Source organism: Cellulomonas gelida, assembly GCF_006538725.1.
Taxonomy (GTDB): domain Bacteria; phylum Actinomycetota; class Actinomycetes; order Actinomycetales; family Cellulomonadaceae; genus Cellulomonas; species Cellulomonas gelida.
On sequence record NZ_BJLQ01000024.1, the window covers coordinates 1 to 18796 of the forward strand.

Genomic DNA, 18796 nt, shown 5'->3' on the forward strand with positions numbered 1-18796 from the left:
GAGCGAGTAGGTCCGGTACCGGTCGCGCGAGCGGTCGGCGAGCCCGACGTCGGCGAGGACGACGTCGACCAGCTTCGGGTCGGCACCGATGCCGCCCGCGAGCAGCGTCAGGTTGCGGCGCGCGGAGAACGTGGGGAAGAACTTCGGCTGCTCGACGATCGCACCCACCCGGCGGACGACGTCCGGCAGCCGGTCAGGCACCGGCTGGTCGAACACGCGCATCGTGCCCGAGTCGGCCCGGACCAGGCCGAGCAGCATGCGGATCGTCGTCGTCTTGCCCGCGCCGTTGGGCCCGAGGAAGCCGTGCACGCCACCGATCGGCACGTCGAGGTCGAGACCCTCGACCGCGACCTGGCGCTTGCCGCGCCGCCGGTAGGTCTTGCGCAACCCGCGCGTGGAGATCGCGAGCTCGTGCGTGGAGGTCATCGACTCAGCCCCTGTTCGCCGCCCAGCCCCGGACCGGGACCGCACGCGAACCGTAGCCGTTGCGACGTGTCGGCAAGGCGGCATACGCGCAGGTCCGGCCCGGTTCACCCGATCCGGCGTCCGCGCCCCACCCGCCTGCCTCGCCCGACCGCCGACGGGTCGCTATCCGCCGGCCGGGGCGTCCATGTCGAACGCGGGGAGGCCGTCGATGCTCGTCCGGTTCTTCAGCCGCCGGTACTCGGCGCGTCCGTCGACGCCCTTGCGGGCCATGTACGCGGGCAGCAGGTCACGCTCGCCCTCGTAGCTCATGAACGGGACGCCGTACCCGCACGAGTCCGAGACGCGTTCGACGTCGACGACGACGACGGCGCGCGCGCCGAGCGACTCGTCGACTCCGCCGTCGAAGCGCGCGAGCAGCTCGTCGAAGCCCTCGTCGTACAGCGTCACGAAACGCCCGCGGCCGTGCAGGCGCACGATGTTCGGCGGCCCTTCGAAGGCGCAGAACATGATCGTCACGCGGCCGTTCTCGCGGATGTGGGCGATCGTCTCGGAGCCGGACGCGGTGACGTCGACGTACGCGACCGTGTGGTCGTCGAGCACCGCGAACGTGCCGCCGACCCCCTTGGGCGAGACGTTGACGTGGCCGTCGGGTCCGCTGGGGGCGGTCGCGACGAAGAACACGTGCTGCGCCTCGATGAAGCGCCGGAGCCGGTCGTCGATCCGCTCGTGCACCTTTCCCATGCCGAGGACCGTAGCGGCTGACGTACCTCGCGCCGCCCGGGCGTCTCACCGGGTGCGGCGTAGCACCAGGGCCTCCCACGGCCGCAGCCGGACGGGCACCTCGACGACGCGGGCCTCGTCGTAGTTGCCGATCACCACCGGGGCGTCGGTCCAGACGGGGTCGACGAGCGCGAGGCGGTCCTCCCCCGTGAAGTTGCCCAGCACGAGCAGCTCGACGTCGTCGAGCGCGCGCGTGAACGCGTACACGTGCTCGTCGTCGGGCAGCAGCATCGTGAAGTCCCCGAGCGCGACCACGGGGTCGTCGTGCCGCAGCGCGATCAGCCGGCGGTAGTGGTGGAACACCGAGCGGGGGTCCGCACGCTGGGCCGCCGCGTTGATCTCGACGTGGTTCGGGTTCACCGCCAGCCAGGGCGTCCCGGTGGTGAAGCCCGCGTGCGGCGACGCGTCCCACTGCACGGGCGTGCGCGCGTTGTCGCGGCTCATGGCCGCGAACGCCGCGAGCAGCTCGTCGTCGGTGCGGTAGGCGCGCGCCTGCGCGAGGTAGTTCAGGGTCTCGATGTCGCGATACTCGTCGAACGACGTCAGGTTCGCGTTCGTCATCCCGAGCTCCTCGCCCTGGTAGACGTACGGCGTGCCCCGGTGCAGGTGCAGGACGGTCGCGAGCATCGTCGCGGACTCGCGCCGGTGGACGCCGTCGTCACCCCAGCGCGAGACGATCCGCGGCTGGTCGTGGTTGTCCCAGTACAGCGAGTTCCACCCGGCCGCGGCCAGGCCCGCCTGCCACCGCCCGAAGCTCGCCTTGAGGTCCGTGAGCCGCAGCGGTCGCGGGTCGAACTTCCCGCCCGGACCGTGGTCGAGCCCGACGTGCTCGAACTGGAACACCATGTCGACCTCGCCGCGCTCCGGGTCGGTGAAGAGCAGCGCGTCCTCGAGCGTGACGCCCGGCGTCTCGCCGACCGTCAGGAACGCGCCGTCGCGGCCCGCGAACACCTCACGCCGCATCTCCGCGACGAACTCGTGGATGCGCGGTCCGGACAGGTAGTGCGGGCTGCCGTCACCGAGCCGGCCGTCGTGCGTGATGCCGTCCGGCAACGAGCCGTCGGGGCGCACGACCTTCGAGATCGCGTTGATCACGTCCATCCGGAACCCGTCCACACCCCGGTCCAGCCACCAGCGCATCATGGCGTAGACCGCGTCCCTGACCTGCGGGTTCTCCCAGTTGAGGTCGGGCTGCTTGCGGCTGAACAGGTGCAGGTAGTACTCCTGCGACGCCTCGTCGTACTCCCAGGCAGGGCCCGAGAAGAAGCTCGCCCAGTTCGTCGGCTCGGCACCGGGTCCGCCGGGCTCCATCCCGGGACGCGCGGGTCGCCACCAGTACCAGTCACGCTTCGGGCTGTCCTTCGACGAGCGCGACTGCGTGAACCACGCGTGCTCGTCGGACGTGTGGTTCACGACGAGGTCCATGACCACCCGGATGCCGCGCGCGTGCAGCGCCGCGATGACCTCGTCGAGGTCGGCGAGGGTCCCGAACAGCGGGTCGACGTCCTGGTAGTCGCTGATGTCGTAGCCGTTGTCGTCCTGGGGGCTGCGGTACAGGGGCGAGAACCACACGACGTCGACGCCCAGCTCGGCCAGGTGGTCGACGCGCTGCAGCACGCCGCGCAGGTCACCGACCCCGTCACCGTCCGAGTCCTGGAACGAGCGCGGGTACACCTGGTACACCACAGCTCTCGTCCACCACGGCGCGTCCCGCTGCGTCAGGGCCATGAGCCCACCGTAGGCGGGAGGGCCGCACGCGTCGCGTCGGTCACGTCGCGCGGGCCTCAAGCTGGGGCGCCGGGGTGCCGACCACGACGGGGTGGGGCGAGTCGACGTGCGCGCAGCAGCGATCGGGGCGTGCGTCGCGATCGCGGCGACGTGCGCCGTGTACGCGACCCAGCCGCTGTGGGCGCCCGACCCGGGGGTCGCGTCCGCCCCGTCCGCTGGGCCGACGACGCGACAGCCGACCGCACCGGCACCGGGCGCACCCGGCACGACCAGCCCAGGCGCCGGTGCCGCCAGCACCGGCCCCGACGGGGTGGGGCTGTCCGACGACGTGCGCGCGAAGGTCCTCGCGGCCGTGCGCGGGCCGGTGGTGCTCGACCCGGGCTCGCTCGAGCGACGCACCGTGCAGCGAGCGGCGCTCGTCGTCGCGTCGTCCCCGACGATCGCGCTCGACGCGGACACCGGAACCTGGGTGCGGCTCGTCCTGCCCGCCGACGTGCGGCTCGAGAACGTCCGGCTGTCGCCCGACGGGACGCGCCTGCTGCGCACCTACCCCCGGCTCGAGTCGATCCCGCTCGCGGGCGGCTCGCCCACCCGGATCGAGCTCGACGCAGGGCTGCCCGCCGGCCCCGACACCGACTGCCTGGTGCAGGACGCGGCGTGGTCGCGCGACGGCGCACGCATCGCCGCGACGTTCGGCTGCCTGACGTTCGGCAGCCGCCGCGAGCTCGCCGAGGCGCACACGCACGTCCTGCGCGAGGCGTCCCTGACGGACGGCCGCGCGCGCACGGTCGAGCGGGTCGACGGCTACCCGAGCGAGTCCTACCCGAGCTACTCGCCCGACGACGCGCACGTCGTCACCGGCTTCTCGTCGTCCGACCAGGCGTACGCCGTCAGGACGGTCGCGACCGACGGGACGGCGCCGTTCACGTGGGACGACACCCACGTCGTGTACGGCGACCCGTGGCGCGACGCCCGCACCGTGCTCGTGTGGGACGAGGCCGTCGCGCCCACCGAACCCGGCGCGCACGCCCTGCTCGACGTGGTCACGGGCACCAAGACGCCGCTCGCGGTGGCAGGGCTCGCCAACCTGCTCGGGTACGTCGGCGGCCGGCTGACCGTCCGCGGACCGCTCACCGCGGGCTGCGACGTGGACGCGTGCTTCGTCGACCCTGCCTCGGGCGCGATCGACCCGTGGCTCGACCTCCCGGGCGGCGACGAGGGCGCCCCCGTCGTGCTCGCGGCGTGGGGCCTGATCCGGTCCGCGACGGGCTGACGACCCGGCGTTCCCGTCCCAGGGCGGCTCGGACCAGGGCCGTAGAGCAGGCCGTAGACCAGGCCGTGGACCAGGGCGGTCAGACCAGGACGGCGCCCTTGCTGGCCGACTGCACGAGCTTGGCGTACTTCGCCAGGACGCCGCGCGTGTAGCGCGGCGGCAGCGGCGCCCAGCCCTCGCGGCGGGCCGCGAGCTCGTCGTCGTCCACGAGCAGGTCGAGGCGGCTGCTCGCGACGTCGAGGCGGATGCGGTCGCCGTCGCGCACGAACGCGATCGGGCCGGCGTCGACCGCCTCGGGTGCGATGTGCCCGACGCACAGGCCCGTGGTACCGCCCGAGAACCGCCCGTCGGTCACGAGCAGCACGTCCTTGCCGAGCCCCGCTCCCTTGATCGCCCCCGTGATCGCGAGCATCTCGCGCATGCCCGGCCCGCCCTTGGGGCCCTCGTACCGGATCACGACGACGTCGCCCGCCTGGATGGTGCCGTCCTCGAGCGCGTCGAGCGCCGCCCGCTCACGCTCGAACACGCGCGCGGTGCCCTCGAACACGTCGGAGTCGAACCCCGCCGACTTCACGACCGCACCGTCCGGCGCGAGGGAGCCGGACAGGATCGAGATCCCGCCGGTGCGGTGGATCGGGTTGTCGAGCGCGCGCAGGATCTTCCCGTCGGGGTCGGGCGGGGCGAGCTCGGCGAGGTTCTCGGCGACCGTGCGACCCGTGACCGTCAGGCAGTCGCCGTGCAGCAGGCCCGCGTCGAGCAGCGCCTTCATGATCACCGGCACGCCGCCCACGCGGTCGACGTCGTTCATGACGTACCGGCCGAACGGCTTGAGGTCGCCGAGGTGCGGCACGCGACGCGCGACGCGCGAGAAGTCGTCGAGCGTGAGGTCGACCTCGGCCTCGTGCGCGATCGCGAGCAGGTGCAGCACCGCGTTGGTCGAGCCGCCGAACGCCATGACGACCGCGATGGCGTTCTCGAACGCCTCCTTCGTCATGATCTGGCGCGCGGTGATCCCGCGCCGCAGCAGCTCGACGACCGCCTCCCCCGAGCGCTGCGCGAACTGGTCGCGGCGCCGGTCCGCCGACGGCGGCGCGGCCGAGCCCGGCAGCGACATGCCCATCGCCTCGGCGACCGACGCCATCGTGTTGGCGGTGTACATCCCGCCGCACGCCCCCTCGCCCGGGCAGATCGCGCGCTCGATGCGGTCGAGGTCCTCGAGGCTCATGAGACCGCGCGCGCACGCGCCGACGGCCTCGAACGCGTCGATGATCGTCACGTCCTTCTCGGTGCCGTCGGACAGCTTGACCCAGCCCGGCATGATCGAGCCCGCGTACAGGAACACCGACGCGAGGTCGAGCCGCGCCGCGGCCATGAGCATGCCGGGCAGCGACTTGTCACACCCGGCCAGGAGCACCGATCCGTCGAGCCGCTCGGCCATCATCACGGTCTCGACCGAGTCGGCGATCACGTCGCGGCTCACGAGCGAGAAGTGCATGCCCTCGTGGCCCATCGAGATGCCGTCCGAAACCGAGATGGTGCCGAACTCGAGCGGGTAGCCGCCGCCCGCGTGCACCCCCGCCTTGACCGCCTTGGCGAGCCGGTCGAGCGAGAGGTTGCACGGCGTGATCTCGTTCCATGAGCTCGCGACGCCGATCTGCGGCTTCGCGAAGTCGTCGTCGCCCATGCCGACGGCGCGCAGCATGCCGCGCGCCGCCGTCGCCTCGATCCCGTCGGTCACCTGCCGCGAGCGTGGCTTGACGTCGGGTGCACCCAGATCGGTCATGCGCCCACCGTAGGAGCAGGGGCCGCACCGCGCTACGGGCGGGCGCCGAGCGCCGCGACCGCGACGTCCGGGTTGTCGGTGAACAGCCCGTCGCCGCCTGCGCCGACGAACGCCCGCAGCTCGGCCGCGAGGTCGCCCGTGCCCGCGGGGTCGTCGCCGCGACGCAGGTCCGTCGGCAGGAACGTGTTCTCGCGGCGGAACGTCCACGCGTGCACGGTCAGGTGCTCGCGGTGCGCGTCGCGGACGACCGACGTGGGCGGCGCGAGCCTGCCGTCCGGTGTGCGTGGGAGCACGCGGTCCTTGCACAGCCCGACGCCGTCCGCGTAGCGGGGAGCGAGCGGCCGGTGACGAGCACGTGAAGCCCGGCCGACCGGGGACCGACCCCTTCCGTCGCGCGGCCGGGCGTGCAATCATAAGGCGCTGCTTATGAAAGGGGTTCGCCATGACCATCTCGGTCGATCCGATCGCCACCGCGGGGCTCGTCACGCGCGAGGTGCGCACCGGCGAGCGTGCCGGTGCGCCGACGCGCGTCGCGGTCGCCCACCGCGCGTACGCCACCGACCCGGCCGACCTGTGGGACGCGCTCACCGACCCGCAGCGCATCCCCCGGTGGTTCCTGCCCGTCAGCGGTGACCTGCGCGTCGGCGGGCGCTACTCGCTCACGGGGAACGCCTCGGGCGTGGTCGAGCGGTGCGCCGCGCCGCGGGTGCTCGCGCTCACGTGGGAGATGGGGCCGCAGGTGTCGTGGGTCGAGGTCGAGCTCACGCCGGTCGACGACGGCGCCGGGACGACCCTCGAGCTTCGCCACGAGGCGCCCGTCGACCCCGGGTTCTGGGCGCAGTACGGCCCGGGTGCCGTCGGTGTCGGGTGGGACCTCGCGCTGCTCGGTCTGGGCCTGCACCTGGACACGGGTGAGCCCGTCGACCCCGACGACGGCGCCGGGTACGCATTGACGGCCGACGGCAGGGCGTTCGTGCGCACGGCCGCCCTGGGGTGGACCGCAGCAGCGGTCGCGGCGGGCGAGGACGCCCGGGCCATGCAGGCGGCCGGGGACCGCACCGTCACCTTCTACACCGTCGACCCCTCGCAGCCGTCGACCGAGGAGACGCCGACCGAGGAGACGCCGACCGCGTGAACGCGCGTCCACTCCCGGCCGAGGCGGCACTCGACGCGCTCGGCCACCCCTTGCGCCGCGTGCTCCTGCGCCTGGTCGCGGCGCAGGAGCAGTCGGTCGGCGAGCTCGTGCACCGCGTGCAGCCCGTGCGGCCCGTGTCGCAGCCCGCCGTGTCGCAGCACCTCGGCGTGCTCCGCGAGGCGGGCCTGCTGACCGTGCGGACCGAGGGCACGCGACGGATCCACGGGCTCGACCACGAGGGGCTCGCCGACGTGCGCGCGTGGCTCGACGAGCTCGTCGACCCGCTCGCGCCGCTCGCCCAGCCGCTCGACGCGCTCGCGACCGAGGTCGCCCGGGGCCGACGTGCGCGGCGCGTGTCGCAGCACGGCGCCCCGGGGCAGGACGCGCAGCGCCTGACCGGCAGCGCCTGACCGCGGGACGGACCGGATCGGGTCAGCCGCGGCGGAGGCGCGTGACGTCCCGGACGGCGCCGCGGTCGGCGGAGGTGGCCATCGCGGCGTACGCCTGGAGCGCCGGGGACACGTAGCGGTCGCGGTCCTTCGGCTGCCACGGCGTCTCGGAGGACTCCATCTTGGCGCGGCGCTCAGCGAGCACCTCGTCGGGCACGTTGACGCGGATGAGCCGGGACTCGACGTCGATCTCGATCTCGTCGCCGTCCTCGACCAGGCCGATGGTGCCGCCGGCCGCGGCCTCGGGCGACACGTGGCCGACCGAGATGCCCGACGAGCCGCCCGAGAACCGGCCGTCCGTGATGAGCGCGCAGACCTTGCCCAGGCCGCGACCCTTGATGAACGACGTCGGGTAGAGCATCTCCTGCATGCCCGGGCCGCCCGCGGGGCCCTCGTACCGCACGACCACCACGTGGCCGGGCTGGACCTGCTTGGTGAGGATCTTCTCGACCGCCTCGTCCTGCGACTCGCACACGAGCGCGGTCCCCACGAAGTGGAAGACGTCGGGGTCGATGCCCGCGGTCTTGATGATCGCGCCGTCGTCGGCGAGGTTGCCGCGCAGCACCGCGAGCCCGCCCTCGACCGTGTACGCGTGCGCGACGTCGCGGATGCAGCCGTCCACCGGGTCCGTGTCGAGCGATGCCCACACGTTCGTCGTCGAGAAGGCCTGCGTGGTCCGCACGCCGCCCGGCGCCGCGAGGAACAGCTCGCGCGCACGGTCCGTAGCCCTGCCGCCGCGGATGTCCCAGTCGTCGAGCCAGGCCCGCAGCGTCGGCGTGTGCACCGACGTCACGTCGTGGTCGAGCAGGCCGCCGCGGTCGAGCTCGCCGAGGAGAGCGGGGATGCCTCCGGCGCGGTGGACGTCTTCCATGTGGAAGCTCGGATGGTTCGGTGCGACCTTCGCCAGGCACGGCACACGGCGCGAGATCGCGTCGATGTCCGCGAGCGTGAAGTCGATCTCCGCCTCCTGCGCGGCGGCGAGGATGTGCAGCACGGTGTTGGTCGAGCCGCCCATCGCGACGTCGAGCGCCATCGCGTTGCCGAACGCCGCCTTGGTCGCGATGCCGCGCGGCGCCGCCGTGTCGTCCTCGTCGTCGTAGTAGCGGCGCGCCAGGTCGACGATCGTGCGACCGGCCTCCAGGAACAGCTCACGACGGGCCGCGTGCGTGGCCAGCGTCGAGCCGTTCCCCGGCAGCGACAGGCCGAGCGCCTCGGTGAGGCAGTTCATCGAGTTCGCCGTGAACATGCCCGAGCACGACCCGCAGGTGGGGCACGCGTTCTCCTCGACGGCGTCGAGCGCCTTGTCCGAGACGTTGTCGTCGGCCGAGTAGTTGATCGCGTTGATGAGGTTGAGCGGCGTGGCCGCCACGCCGTCCGCGACGACGGCCTTGCCGGCCTCCATGGGCCCGCCGGACACGAAGATCACCGGGATGTTCAGCCGCAGCGCCGCGTTGAGCATGCCGGGCGTGATCTTGTCGCAGTTGGAGATGCACACGAGCGCGTCCGCGCAGTGCGCGTTGACCATGTACTCGACCGAGTCGGCGATCAGGTCGCGGCTGGGCAGCGAGTAAAGCATCCCCGCGTGGCCCATCGCGATGCCGTCGTCCACGGCGATCGTGTTGAACTCCTTGGCCACACCGCCGGCCTCGCGGATGGCGCCCGCGACGAGGTCGCCCATGTCCTTGAGGTGCACGTGCCCGGGGACGAACTGCGTGTACGAGTTCGCGATCGCGATGATCGGCTTGCCGAAGTCCTCGGAGCCCATGCCGGTCGCGCGCCACAGGGCGCGGGCACCGGCCATGTTGCGGCCGTGGGTCGAGGTCCGAGAGCGCAGCGGACGGCTCATCGCGTGTGACTCCTTCGTGGCGCGCCAGGTCGTGCGGGAGCAGGGCGTGGGCAGGCGCGCCGCAGGTCAGCCTACGTGCGTCGCCACTGGTCGAGGCCGTGCGTCCACGACTCGGCCGCGGTACGCCGACCGGCCCCGCACCTCGCGCCCCGGGAGGACGTGGCGAGGTGCGGGGCCGTCGCGGCGGCTGCCGCGTCCGACGAGGTCAGGACGCGGTGACCTCCGTGCTCGTCCAGCGGTCGTCGTCGCCGATCGCGTGGACGGGCCCGACCAGGCGAACGCTGGTGGAGGCGGCGCGGTCCGCACACGTGCCGACCCACAGCTCCAGCTCGCCCGGTTCGACCACCCGGGTCAGGTCGCGGCCGCTGAACGCGACGCGCGTCGTGGGGACGTCGAAGTGCACGACGACCGACTCCCCCGCGGCCAGGCTCACGCGGCGGAAGCCGACGAGCTGCGCCACCGGGCGGGTCACCGTCGCGACCGTGTCGTGCGCGTAGAGCTGGACGACGTCGTCGCCCGCGCGCTCCCCCGTGTTGGTCACGCGGACCGCGACACGCACGCGCCCGTCCGTCGGGACCTGCGCGGAGGCGGCCACGAGCTCGTCGTACGCGAACGTCGTGTACGACAGGCCGAAGCCGAACGGCCGGGCGGGTGCCGTCGCGAGGTTCGTGACGTCGCCGTCCCCTCCGAGTGCCGGGTGCAGGTACGAGTACGGCTGCGCGCCGGCCGGGCGGGGCAGGCTCACGGGGAGCCGCCCGGACGGGTTGATCCGCCCGGTCAGGACGCCCGCGACCGCGGGACCGCCCTCCTCGCCCGGGAAGAACGCCTGCACCACCGCGGCGCAGCGCTCGAGCGCCCAGTCGATCGCGTACGGCCGACCGGTGAGCAGCACCAGCACGACGGGCGTCCCGGTGCCGAGCACGGCCTCGACGAGCTCGCGCTGCACGCCCGGCAGCTCGAGGTCGTCGCGGTCGCAGCCCTCGCCGACCGTGCCGCGGCCGAACAGGCCCGCCTTGTCGCCGACCACGACCACCGCGACGTCCGCGGCGCTCGCCGCGGCGACCGCGTCGGCGAAGCCCGAGCGGTCGTCGCTGTCGATCGCGCACCCGCTGGTCGCCACGAGGTCGACGCCGTCCAGCTCCGCCTGCAGCGCAGCCAGCACCGTCGGCACCTCGATGCCCACGGGCACCTCGGTGTGGTGCTCGAGGACGTGGTTCACGAACGAGTAGCAGCCGAACATCGCCTCGTGCTGGTCGGCGTTCGGGCCGAGCACCGCCACGCGGCGCGGAGCGGGCCGCGACCCGCCCAGCAGCGGGAGGACGCCGTCGTTGGCGAGCAGCACCACCGACTCCGCCGCGAGCTGCGCCGCGACGGCACGGTGCGCGGGAGAGTCGAGCTCGATCTCGGTCGGCGGCTCGTCGAACGTCGCGTCGAGCAGCCCCAGCTCGGCCTTCTGCAGCAGCGCACGCGTGACCGCCCGGTCGACGAGCGCCTCGTCCACCAGGCCGTCGCGGATCGCCTGGATGAGCGGCTCGAGGAACGCGTCCCCCGTGGGCAGCTCGATGTCGACGCCCGCGGCCAGTGCGAGGCCCGCGGCCTCGCCGAGGCCCTCGGCGACGTGGTGCAGGATGTCGAGGAACGCCACGCCGAAGTAGTCGGCGACGACGACCCCGTCGAAGCCCCACTGCCCACGCAGCACGTGCGTGAGGTAGGTCGGGTCGGCGGCCGTCGGCACGCCGTCGATCTCGGTGTACGCGTGCATCACCGAGCGCACGCCGCCGTCCCGCACGGCCATCTCGAACGGCACGAGCAGCACGTCCGCGATCTCGCGCGGACCGGCGTGCACGGGCCCGAAGTTGCGGCCCGACTGCGACGCCGAGTAGCCGACGAAGTGCTTGAGCGTCGCGTGCACGCCGGCCGACTGCAGCCCGCGCACGTACGCCGTGCCGATCGTCCCGATGAGGTACGGGTCCTCGGAGATGCACTCCTCGACCCGGCCCCAGCGCGGGTCACGGATCACGTCGAGCACCGGGGCCAGGCCCTGGTGCACGCCGAGCGCGCTCATCGACTGGCCGATCAGCTCGGCCATCCGCCCCACGAGCTCCGGGTGGAACGACGCGCCCCAGGCCAGCGGCGTGGGGAACGTCGCGGCCTGCCACGCCGACAGACCGGTCAGGCACTCCTCGTGCACGAGCGCCGGGATGCCGACGGTCGCGACGAGCTCACGCTGGCGCTGCCACAGCCACCGCGCACGCTCGACCGGGTCGACCGGCCGCGTGCCGTAGACACGCGTCAGATGGCCGAGGCCGTGCCGCATCGCGTCGTCGAGCCCGCCGTCACGCGTGAACTCGCCCTGGAGCGGAGCGACGACCTCGCCGTCGCCCTTCTCCCAGAAGCCGACGATCTGCGCCGTCTTCTGCTCGAGCGTGAGCCGCTCGAGGATCGTTGCGACCCGCTCGGCGTCCGTCGCCGGAGCGTCGGCTGCAGACATAGGGGTACCCATGGTCCTCTCCGTCATCGTGGATCAGCCCTTGACCGCGCCCTGCAGGCCGCTGACGATCCGCTTCTGCATCGCGAGGAAGAAGATGAGGGCTGGGATCATCGCGAGCGAGGTGAAGGCGAAGACGCCCGCGATGTCGGTCGAGTGCTCTGCCGAGAAGTCGGCGACTCCGAGCGGGAGGGTCTTGTTGTCCCCCAGCAGCAGGAGCAGCGGGAGCAGGTACGCGTTCCAGGAGCCGACGAACGCCAGCACACCGACCGTCACGAGCCCGGGACCGGACAGCGGCAGCAGGATCCGCCAGAAGAAGCCGAGCCGGCTCGCGCCGTCGAGCTGCGAGGCCTCCTCGAGCTCGTTCGGGATCGCCTGGAGGAACGGCCGCAGGATCACGACCGTCAGAGGCAGCGCGTAGGCGGCCTGCGGGAGCGCGATGCCCCACCACGTGTTGTTGAGGTTCAGGTCGCGGATGAGGATGAACAGCGGGATCACGCCGACCGTCGCGGGGAACAGCAGGCCCGCGACGAAGATCATGTACAGACCCTCGCGACCCTTGAACTTGTACCGCGCGAGCGGGTAGGCAGCCATGACCCCGCAGACCACGACGAGCAACGTGGTGATGAGTGCGATCACGGTCGAGTTGAGCGTGTAGCGCCAGAAGTTCGAGTCCGTGAGGATCCCCGAGTAGTTCTTCAGCACCCACGGGTCGGGCAGACCCGACGGGTTCAGGACGAGGTCCCCGTTGGTCCGGAAGCCGGACACCACGCCGTACAGCACGGGGCCCAGGGTGAACGCCACGACGATCAGCGCCACGAAGTAGATCAGCGGGCTTCCGCCGCGCATGACGTTCGTGGAGCCGGTGCGACGCGCGTTCCGGGTGGCGGCGGCCGCGGCTGCGCCCTTCGGAGCGGCGGTGGCGGTGCTCATCGGGAGACCTTCTTCCGGCGGACAACCGTTTCCGTGTTGTCACGGTTCATGATGAATCGCTGGTAGAGCAGCGCCAGGACGAGAGCGACGATGAACAGGATCACCGAGGCCGCCGAGGCGATGCCGTAGTTGGAGCGCTGGGTGCCCTGCTGGATGAGGAACGTCGCCATCGTGCTGGTCGCGTTGGCGGGGCCACCACCGGTGAGGACCCAGACCATGTCGAACAGCTGCAGCGAGCCGATCATCGACAGGAACGCCCACGTGCGCAGGGTCGGGCCGAGCATCGGGATCGTGACGCGACGCTGGATCTGCCACCACGAGGCGCCGTCGAGCTGGGCCGCCTCGTAGAGCTCCTCGGGCACGCCCTGCAGGCCGGCGAGGAACAGGATGATCGCCATCCCGAGGTACTTCCACGTCAGCACCGCGATGACCGCCGGCAACGCCCACTCGAGACTTCCGGTGAAGCCTTGCTTCGGTCCGCTCAAGCCGATGCTCGACAGGACGGTGTCGATGATGCCCTCGTTGGGGACGAACATCTGGTACCAGATGACACCCGCGATGACCTCGGACAGCACGTACGGGACGAAGATGATCGTCCGCAGGATCCCCTGGCCGCGCATCTTGCGGTTGAGCAGCAGCGCGATGGCCAGGCCGAGCGGGAGCTGGATGGCGATCGACGCCACCACGATGATCATGTTGTGCTGGAACGCCTCGATGAACTCGGGGTTGTCCAGCACGCGACGGTAGTTCTCGAGGCCGACGAACTTCTCGAAGTCGCCGTACCCCTTCCACTTGAAGAAGGAGATCTGGACTGCTCGTGCGATCGGTACGACCACGAACATGCCAAGGAGTGCGAGGGCGGGCGCCACGAACAGCGTGATCTCGAGACCCTTGCGGAACGGACCACTCCCGCGGCGTCCGGCCGACCGGCCGGTCGCCGGCCGCGCCGAAGCGCGACCGGCGACCGGGACGGTCGGGGTGGACGTCGCAGGCGAGGCGGGGACGCCCAGGCGGGCGGTCGCTTCGTCTGCCACGTCGATCACTTCTCCGCGTCAGCCGCCGCCTGCGTGGCGTCGACGATGTCCTGCGGGGTGGCCTTGCCGGCGAACAGGTCGACGATCTTCGAGTTCATCGCGTCACCGATCGCCTTGCCGAACGCCGTGTCGAAGTAGAGCTGGATGAACGGCGACGCGTCACGGACCTCGAGGAGGCTCGCCAGCGCGGCGTCCGAGACGTACTTCGACGCCGTCGGGTTGGTCGGCAGACCCATGTCGAGCTCGGCGAAGCCCTTCTGGACCTCGTCGGACAGCAGGTACTGCGCGAAGTCGACCGCAGCGTCGGGCGCGTCGTTGCTGACGGCCCAGGCGTCGCCGCCACCGAGCTGAGCGGCCGGGTCGCCGTCACCGTCGGAGACCGCCGGGAACGCGAACCACGCCAGGTCGGCGCCGATGCCCTCGGAGCCGAGCTCGTCGGTGATGCCCTGCATCACGCCGGGCTCCCAGTGACCCTGGAGCTCGATCGCGACCTTGCCGGTCGCGAGCATGCCCGAGGCGCTCGACGGGCCCTTCTGGGCCACGGTGCTCAGGAAGCCGTCGTTGAAGGGCTCGGCGTCCAGGAACTCCTGCAGGGACTCGCCCGCACGGACGAAGCAGGGGTCCGAGAAGTCGAGCGACGACACGGCGCCCGTCAGGACGTCCTGCGAGCACTGGCGCAGCGCGAAGTAGTACCAGTAGTGCGCGGCCGGCCAGCCCTCGCCGGCGCCGACGGACAGCGGGACGATGCCCGCGGCCTTCAGCTTGTCGATCGCCGCGTACATCTCGTCCCACGTCGTGGGGGGCGCCGTGATGCCGGCCTGGGCGAAGAGGGCCTTGTTGTACCAGAAGCCCACCACGCCGAGGGAGAACGGCAGGGCGTACGTCTTGCTGTCGACCTGGAAGCCGGCGACGGAGCCACCGAGCTTGGCGATCGTGTCCGCAGCCGACTCGGACAGGTCCTTCGTGATGCCCGCGTTGACGTGGTCGCGGAGCTCGCCGCCACCACGCTCCATGTAGATGTCCGGGGCGTCCCCGGCCTGGAACGCGGCCTCGAGCTTGGTGATCATGTCCTCGTGCTGCATGGCGCTCACCTCGACGGTGACGCCCGGGTTCGCGGCCTCGAAGTCCGCCGCGACCTTGTCGTAGTAGACCTTGCCGTCACCCGTGTTGGAGTTGTGCCACCACGAGATCGTGACGTCTTCCTTCTTGCCGCCGTCCCCACCACCGGTGCTCCCGTCACCCGACGGGGAGTCACCTCCGCTGCTGCAGGCGGCGAGGAGAGCGATCGTCGTCGCGAGCGCGATGCCCGCCGTTGCACGACGCATGCGTGCCATGTCTGGTCCCTTCAGTCTTCGTTGACCCACCTGGACGGGAGGAGCATGACAAAGTTTCGGAGAACTAGTCAATCGATATCGACACCGTTATCGACACCGTTATGAAACCGATGCCATAGGATCGCGCCGTGGAGCACACGGGCCGGGTCAAGATGGCCGACGTCGCCCGCCAGGCGGGAGTGTCGGTGGCGACCGTCTCGAAGGTCGTCAACGGTCGGTACGGGGTCGCGCAGTCGACTCTCGACCGCGTTCAGCAGGTCATCTCCGACCTGGGCTACGAGGCGAGCCTCGGCGCGTCGAGCCTGCGCTCGCACCGCACGCACGTCGTCGGGATCCTCGTCGCGGAGTTCGAGCCGTTCTCGACCGAGCTGCTCAAGGGCGCCTCGGACGCGATCGGGTCGACCGAGTACGAGCTGCTCGCGTACTCGGCGGGCGGTCGGCGCGCCGACGTCGGCTGGGAGCGCCGGTACCTCTCGCGCCTCGGCGGCACGCTCATCGACGGCGCGATCATCGTGACCCCGACGGTCGTGGACGCACGCGGCGTGATCCCCGTCGTCGCGATCGACCCGCACACCGGTCCGTCCGGGCTGCCGACGGTCGACTCCGACAACTTCGCCGGCGGCGTCATGGCCACCGAGCACCTCCTGGCCCTCGGCCACCGCCGCATCGGGCTCATGGGCGGACGGCCCGACCTCGAGTCCGCGCGCCTGCGCGAGGCCGGTTTCCGCTCGGCGATGGCGTCCGCCGGCCTCCCGGTCGACGAGACGCTCGTCGTGAACGGTGGGTACCGCCCGGAGACGGCGACCCAGCCCGCTCGCGACCTGCTCGACCGCCCCGACCGCCCGACCGCCGTGTTCGCCGCGAACGACCTGTCGGCGATCCGGACGGTCGAGATCGCGCGCGAGCTCGGGCTGCACGTGCCCCGGGACCTGTCGGTGATCGGCTTCGACAACGTCCCCGAGTCCGCGCTGTGCGACCCGCCGCTCACCACGGTGAGCCAGCCGCTGCGCGACATCGGCGCCCGCGCGCTCCAGCTGCTGATCGACCTGCTCGCCGAGAGGGACGTGCCGACGCACCTGCGCCTGCCCACCGCGCTCGTCGAGCGTGCGTCCTGCCGGCCTCTCGGCTGACGCCCCCTGACCCGACGGCGGCGGTCCCGCCCCGCCCGGGGCGCGGGCCAGTCGGTCAGTGCGCGGCCGTCCTCGTGGCCCCGACGACCTCCGTGCCCTCGTAGATGTGCCGCGTGACCCAGGGCGCGATGGCGAACATCGCGATCGCGAACACCAGCGCGACCGCGCCGATCCCACCGAAGTACGCGGTCGGGCTCGCCCCGCTCGTGGCCTGCACGAGCTGCGCCGTGATCGCGTTGCCCGCGCTGGTCGCCAGGAACCACAGCGCCATGGCCTGACCCTTGAACGCCCGGGGCGCGAGCAGCGTCGTCGCCGCGAGGCCGACGGGCGACAGGCACAGCTCGCCGATCGTCTGGATGACGTAGACCACCACGAGCACCCACCAGGGCGACTTCCCGTCGCCCGCGAGCGCGGACGCGCCCGCGAGGAACAGGAACGACAGCGCGGCGAACGACAGGCCGATCGCGAACTTGACGGCGGTCGGCGGCCGGTCGTCGAGCCGGACCCACAGCCACGCGAACACCGGCGCGAGCAGGATGATCGAGGCCCGGTTCACCGACTGGAAGAACGCGGGCGAGACCTCGAACCCGAAGATCGTCAGCTCGGTGTTGTCGCGCGCGTAGGCGGACAGCGTGCTCGCGGCCTGCTCGAAGATCATCCAGAACAGCATCGCCGCGACGAACAGCGGGATGTACGCGCGCAGCCGGGACCGTTCGCGGTCGGTGACCTTGGGCGAGCGGAACATGACCCAGAACGTCGCCACGGGCGCAGCGAGCGCGATGTACGAGAGCGCGTCGATCAGCGTCGTCGTCGTGAAGCCGCCCGAGACGAGCGCCGCGATGCCGAGCGCGACGAGGCAGCCGATCGCGACCGCGAGGACCAGCCGCACCACACCCGGACGATCGGCCGCGGTGAGCGGGTTGGGCGGCACGTCCCCCGCGCCGCCCAGCAGGTGGCGCCCGGCCACGAAGAACCCCAGCGCGATCGCCATGCCGACGGCAGCGACCGCGAAGCCCGCGTGGTAGCCGCCGATCTCGCGCGCGATGCCGACGAGGATCGGCGCGAACAGCGAGCCGATGTTGATGCCCATGTAGAAGATCGAGAATCCCGAGTCGCGCCGCACGTCGTCGCGCGAGTACAGGTCGCCGACCATGCTCGAGACGTTGGGCTTGAGCAGTCCCGTGCCGAGCGCGACGAGCACGATGCCGAGGTAGGAGAACGACGCGTTCGGCACCGACAGGCTCACGTGACCCGCGGCGATCACCACTCCGCCGTACAGCACCGACCGCCGCGCGCCGATCATCCGGTCGGCGAGCCAGCCGCCGATCACCGACAGCAGGTACACCGAGGCGCCGTACGCCGCGACGACCGCGTTGCCGAGGGCGTCGTCGAGCCCGAGCCCGCCGTTGGCGATCGTGTCGGTCAGGAAGTACAGCAGGATCGCGCGCATGCCGTAGTAGCTGAAACGCTCCCACAGCTCGGTGCCGAACAGCGTCATCAGGCCGAGCGGGTGGCCGAAGAACGCGCGGTCCCGCGGCGGCCGGGCGTCGGCCTCGCCCACGCGTACCGCCGGGCCGTCGCTGCTCAGTGCACCGTCACCCCGGGTCGGGTCGACGGGGTTCTGCTCCGGGAGGTCACCGCGATCCATGGCGCCATCGTCCATCCGCCCATCGTGGGGCCCCCGGGACCCCCTCACCACCGGGGACGGGCGGTGCCGTGATAACGGCGTGGGGGCTCAGCGGGCCGCGTCGCCGAACTGTCCCGCTCTGTACTCGTCCTCGAGCAGCCCCATGTCGATCGCGTCGCACCAGCGCTCGCCGTCGCGGTACGCGTCCCGCCGGCGCCCCTCGACCCGGAACCCGAGGTTCTCGTACAGCGCCTGCGCACGCGGGTTGATCGCCAGGACGTCGAGCCCGACCCGGTGCAGCCCGAGCCCGTCGAACGCGAACCCGAGGACCAGCTCGATCGCCTCCGTGCCGTAGCCGCGACCGCGGTACCCGGGTCGCATCGCGAGGCGCAGGGACGCGCTCTGCAGGTGCTCGTCGATGTCGTCGAGGACGATCTCCCCGAGGTACTCGTCGTGGCCGACGAGCGTGATGGCGAGGTCGACGCGGCCGGGCAGCTCCCCGACGTTCGCGCACCAGTCCCGCGCCTCCTCGAGCGTGAAGCGGCGGGTCGTGCCCGTCAGCCGCATGCCCTCGGGGTCGCTCACCGACTCCCACAGGGCCTGCGCGTCGTCGACGCGGATCGGGCGGAGCGTGAGCATCTCGCCCTGCAACGTCGGCGTGTCGACGCGCTGCCTCGTCATCGGCCCTCCCCGGTCGCTCACCCGAGGGTAGTGCCGCGCCCGGCCCTCCGGCAGGGACTCGGGGCCTGCGGGGTGTCGCACGCACCGGGTCTCACCCCCGACGGGCCGGACGTGCGACGGCGGCGCCGCCGCGGAGCTCAGCCAGTCTC

The 18796-nt window shown here is 72.1% G+C and carries 16 protein-coding genes; 4 read left to right on the plus strand and 12 right to left on the minus strand.

What is annotated here, in order from left to right; all coding sequences use genetic code 11:
- The 3 genes from CGE01nite_RS11250 to CGE01nite_RS11260 form a co-directional block, all read right to left on the minus strand.
- On the minus strand, positions 1–426 hold a 426-nt coding region (locus CGE01nite_RS11250), incomplete at its 3' end, for an ATP-binding cassette domain-containing protein (protein WP_141370998.1).
- A gap of 162 nt (positions 427–588) precedes the next feature.
- Positions 589–1167, minus strand: coding sequence for a pyridoxamine 5'-phosphate oxidase family protein (locus CGE01nite_RS11255; RefSeq protein WP_141371001.1), 579 nt, complete (start codon positions 1165–1167; stop codon positions 589–591).
- A 45-nt stretch (positions 1168–1212) separates the two neighbouring features.
- Positions 1213–2934 (minus strand): glycoside hydrolase family 13 protein, encoded by a 1722-nt coding sequence (locus CGE01nite_RS11260; protein WP_141371003.1) that lies wholly within the window; start codon positions 2932–2934, stop codon positions 1213–1215.
- Positions 2935–3040: 106 nt separating this feature from the next.
- Between CGE01nite_RS11260 and CGE01nite_RS11265 the strand changes: the two genes are divergently transcribed.
- The gene (locus CGE01nite_RS11265) at positions 3041–4207 is read left to right on the plus strand and encodes a TolB-like translocation protein (RefSeq protein ID WP_141371005.1); all 1167 of its coding nucleotides are present in this window, start codon (positions 3041–3043) and stop codon (positions 4205–4207) included.
- Positions 4208–4286: 79 nt separating this feature from the next.
- Here CGE01nite_RS11265 and ilvD (CGE01nite_RS11270) read toward each other — a convergent pair whose 3' ends face one another.
- Complete coding sequence (gene ilvD, locus CGE01nite_RS11270; protein ID WP_141371007.1) at positions 4287–5990, minus strand: dihydroxy-acid dehydratase; 1704 nt, start codon at positions 5988–5990, stop codon at positions 4287–4289.
- Between the two features lie 32 nt (positions 5991–6022).
- Positions 6023–6400 (minus strand): glycerophosphodiester phosphodiesterase family protein, encoded by a 378-nt coding sequence (locus CGE01nite_RS11275; protein ID WP_141371009.1) that lies wholly within the window; start codon positions 6398–6400, stop codon positions 6023–6025.
- Between the two features lie 32 nt (positions 6401–6432).
- Between CGE01nite_RS11275 and CGE01nite_RS11280 the strand changes: the two genes are divergently transcribed.
- Entirely contained in the window at positions 6433–7125 is a 693-nt protein-coding gene (locus CGE01nite_RS11280; RefSeq protein ID WP_141371011.1) for an SRPBCC family protein, read from the plus strand.
- Complete coding sequence (locus CGE01nite_RS11285) at positions 7122–7535, plus strand: ArsR/SmtB family transcription factor (RefSeq protein ID WP_141371013.1); 414 nt, start codon at positions 7122–7124, stop codon at positions 7533–7535. Before CGE01nite_RS11280 ends, CGE01nite_RS11285 begins: the two co-directional genes overlap by 4 nt.
- A gap of 22 nt (positions 7536–7557) precedes the next feature.
- Here CGE01nite_RS11285 and ilvD (CGE01nite_RS11290) read toward each other — a convergent pair whose 3' ends face one another.
- From ilvD (CGE01nite_RS11290) to CGE01nite_RS11310, 5 genes are all read right to left on the minus strand, one after another.
- Positions 7558–9420 carry a dihydroxy-acid dehydratase gene (gene ilvD / locus CGE01nite_RS11290; protein WP_048343787.1) on the minus strand — a complete coding sequence of 621 codons (1863 nt, stop codon included), beginning with the start codon at positions 9418–9420 and terminating at the stop codon, positions 7558–7560.
- 205 nt (positions 9421–9625) lie between these two features.
- Positions 9626–11911: a beta-xylosidase/alpha-l-arabinosidase gene (locus CGE01nite_RS11295; protein WP_048343786.1), complete on the minus strand. Its 2286-nt coding sequence runs from the start codon at positions 11909–11911 to the stop codon at positions 9626–9628.
- 33 nt (positions 11912–11944) lie between these two features.
- The gene (locus tag CGE01nite_RS11300; protein ID WP_048343785.1) at positions 11945–12841 is read right to left on the minus strand and encodes a carbohydrate ABC transporter permease; all 897 of its coding nucleotides are present in this window, start codon (positions 12839–12841) and stop codon (positions 11945–11947) included.
- Positions 12838–13875 (minus strand): carbohydrate ABC transporter permease, encoded by a 1038-nt coding sequence (locus CGE01nite_RS11305; RefSeq protein WP_141371016.1) that lies wholly within the window; start codon positions 13873–13875, stop codon positions 12838–12840. The genes CGE01nite_RS11300 and CGE01nite_RS11305 overlap by 4 nt, the downstream gene beginning before the upstream one ends.
- Positions 13876–13880: 5 nt before the next feature.
- Positions 13881–15209, minus strand: a complete 1329-nt coding sequence (locus tag CGE01nite_RS11310) for an ABC transporter substrate-binding protein (protein ID WP_141371018.1) — start codon at positions 15207–15209, stop codon at positions 13881–13883.
- A 152-nt stretch (positions 15210–15361) separates the two neighbouring features.
- Here CGE01nite_RS11310 and CGE01nite_RS11315 point away from each other — a divergent pair, with 152 nt between their 5' ends.
- Positions 15362–16339 carry a LacI family DNA-binding transcriptional regulator gene (locus CGE01nite_RS11315; protein ID WP_048343808.1) on the plus strand — a complete coding sequence of 326 codons (978 nt, stop codon included), beginning with the start codon at positions 15362–15364 and terminating at the stop codon, positions 16337–16339.
- 55 nt (positions 16340–16394) lie between these two features.
- Here CGE01nite_RS11315 and CGE01nite_RS11320 read toward each other — a convergent pair whose 3' ends face one another.
- On the minus strand, positions 16395–17987 hold the full coding sequence (locus CGE01nite_RS11320; RefSeq protein WP_141371020.1) for a peptide MFS transporter: 1593 nt from the start codon (positions 17985–17987) through the stop codon (positions 16395–16397).
- Positions 17988–18074: 87 nt separating this feature from the next.
- Positions 18075–18647, minus strand: a complete 573-nt coding sequence (locus tag CGE01nite_RS11325; RefSeq protein WP_048343783.1) for a GNAT family N-acetyltransferase — start codon at positions 18645–18647, stop codon at positions 18075–18077.
- Positions 18648–18796 lie beyond the last annotated feature (149 nt).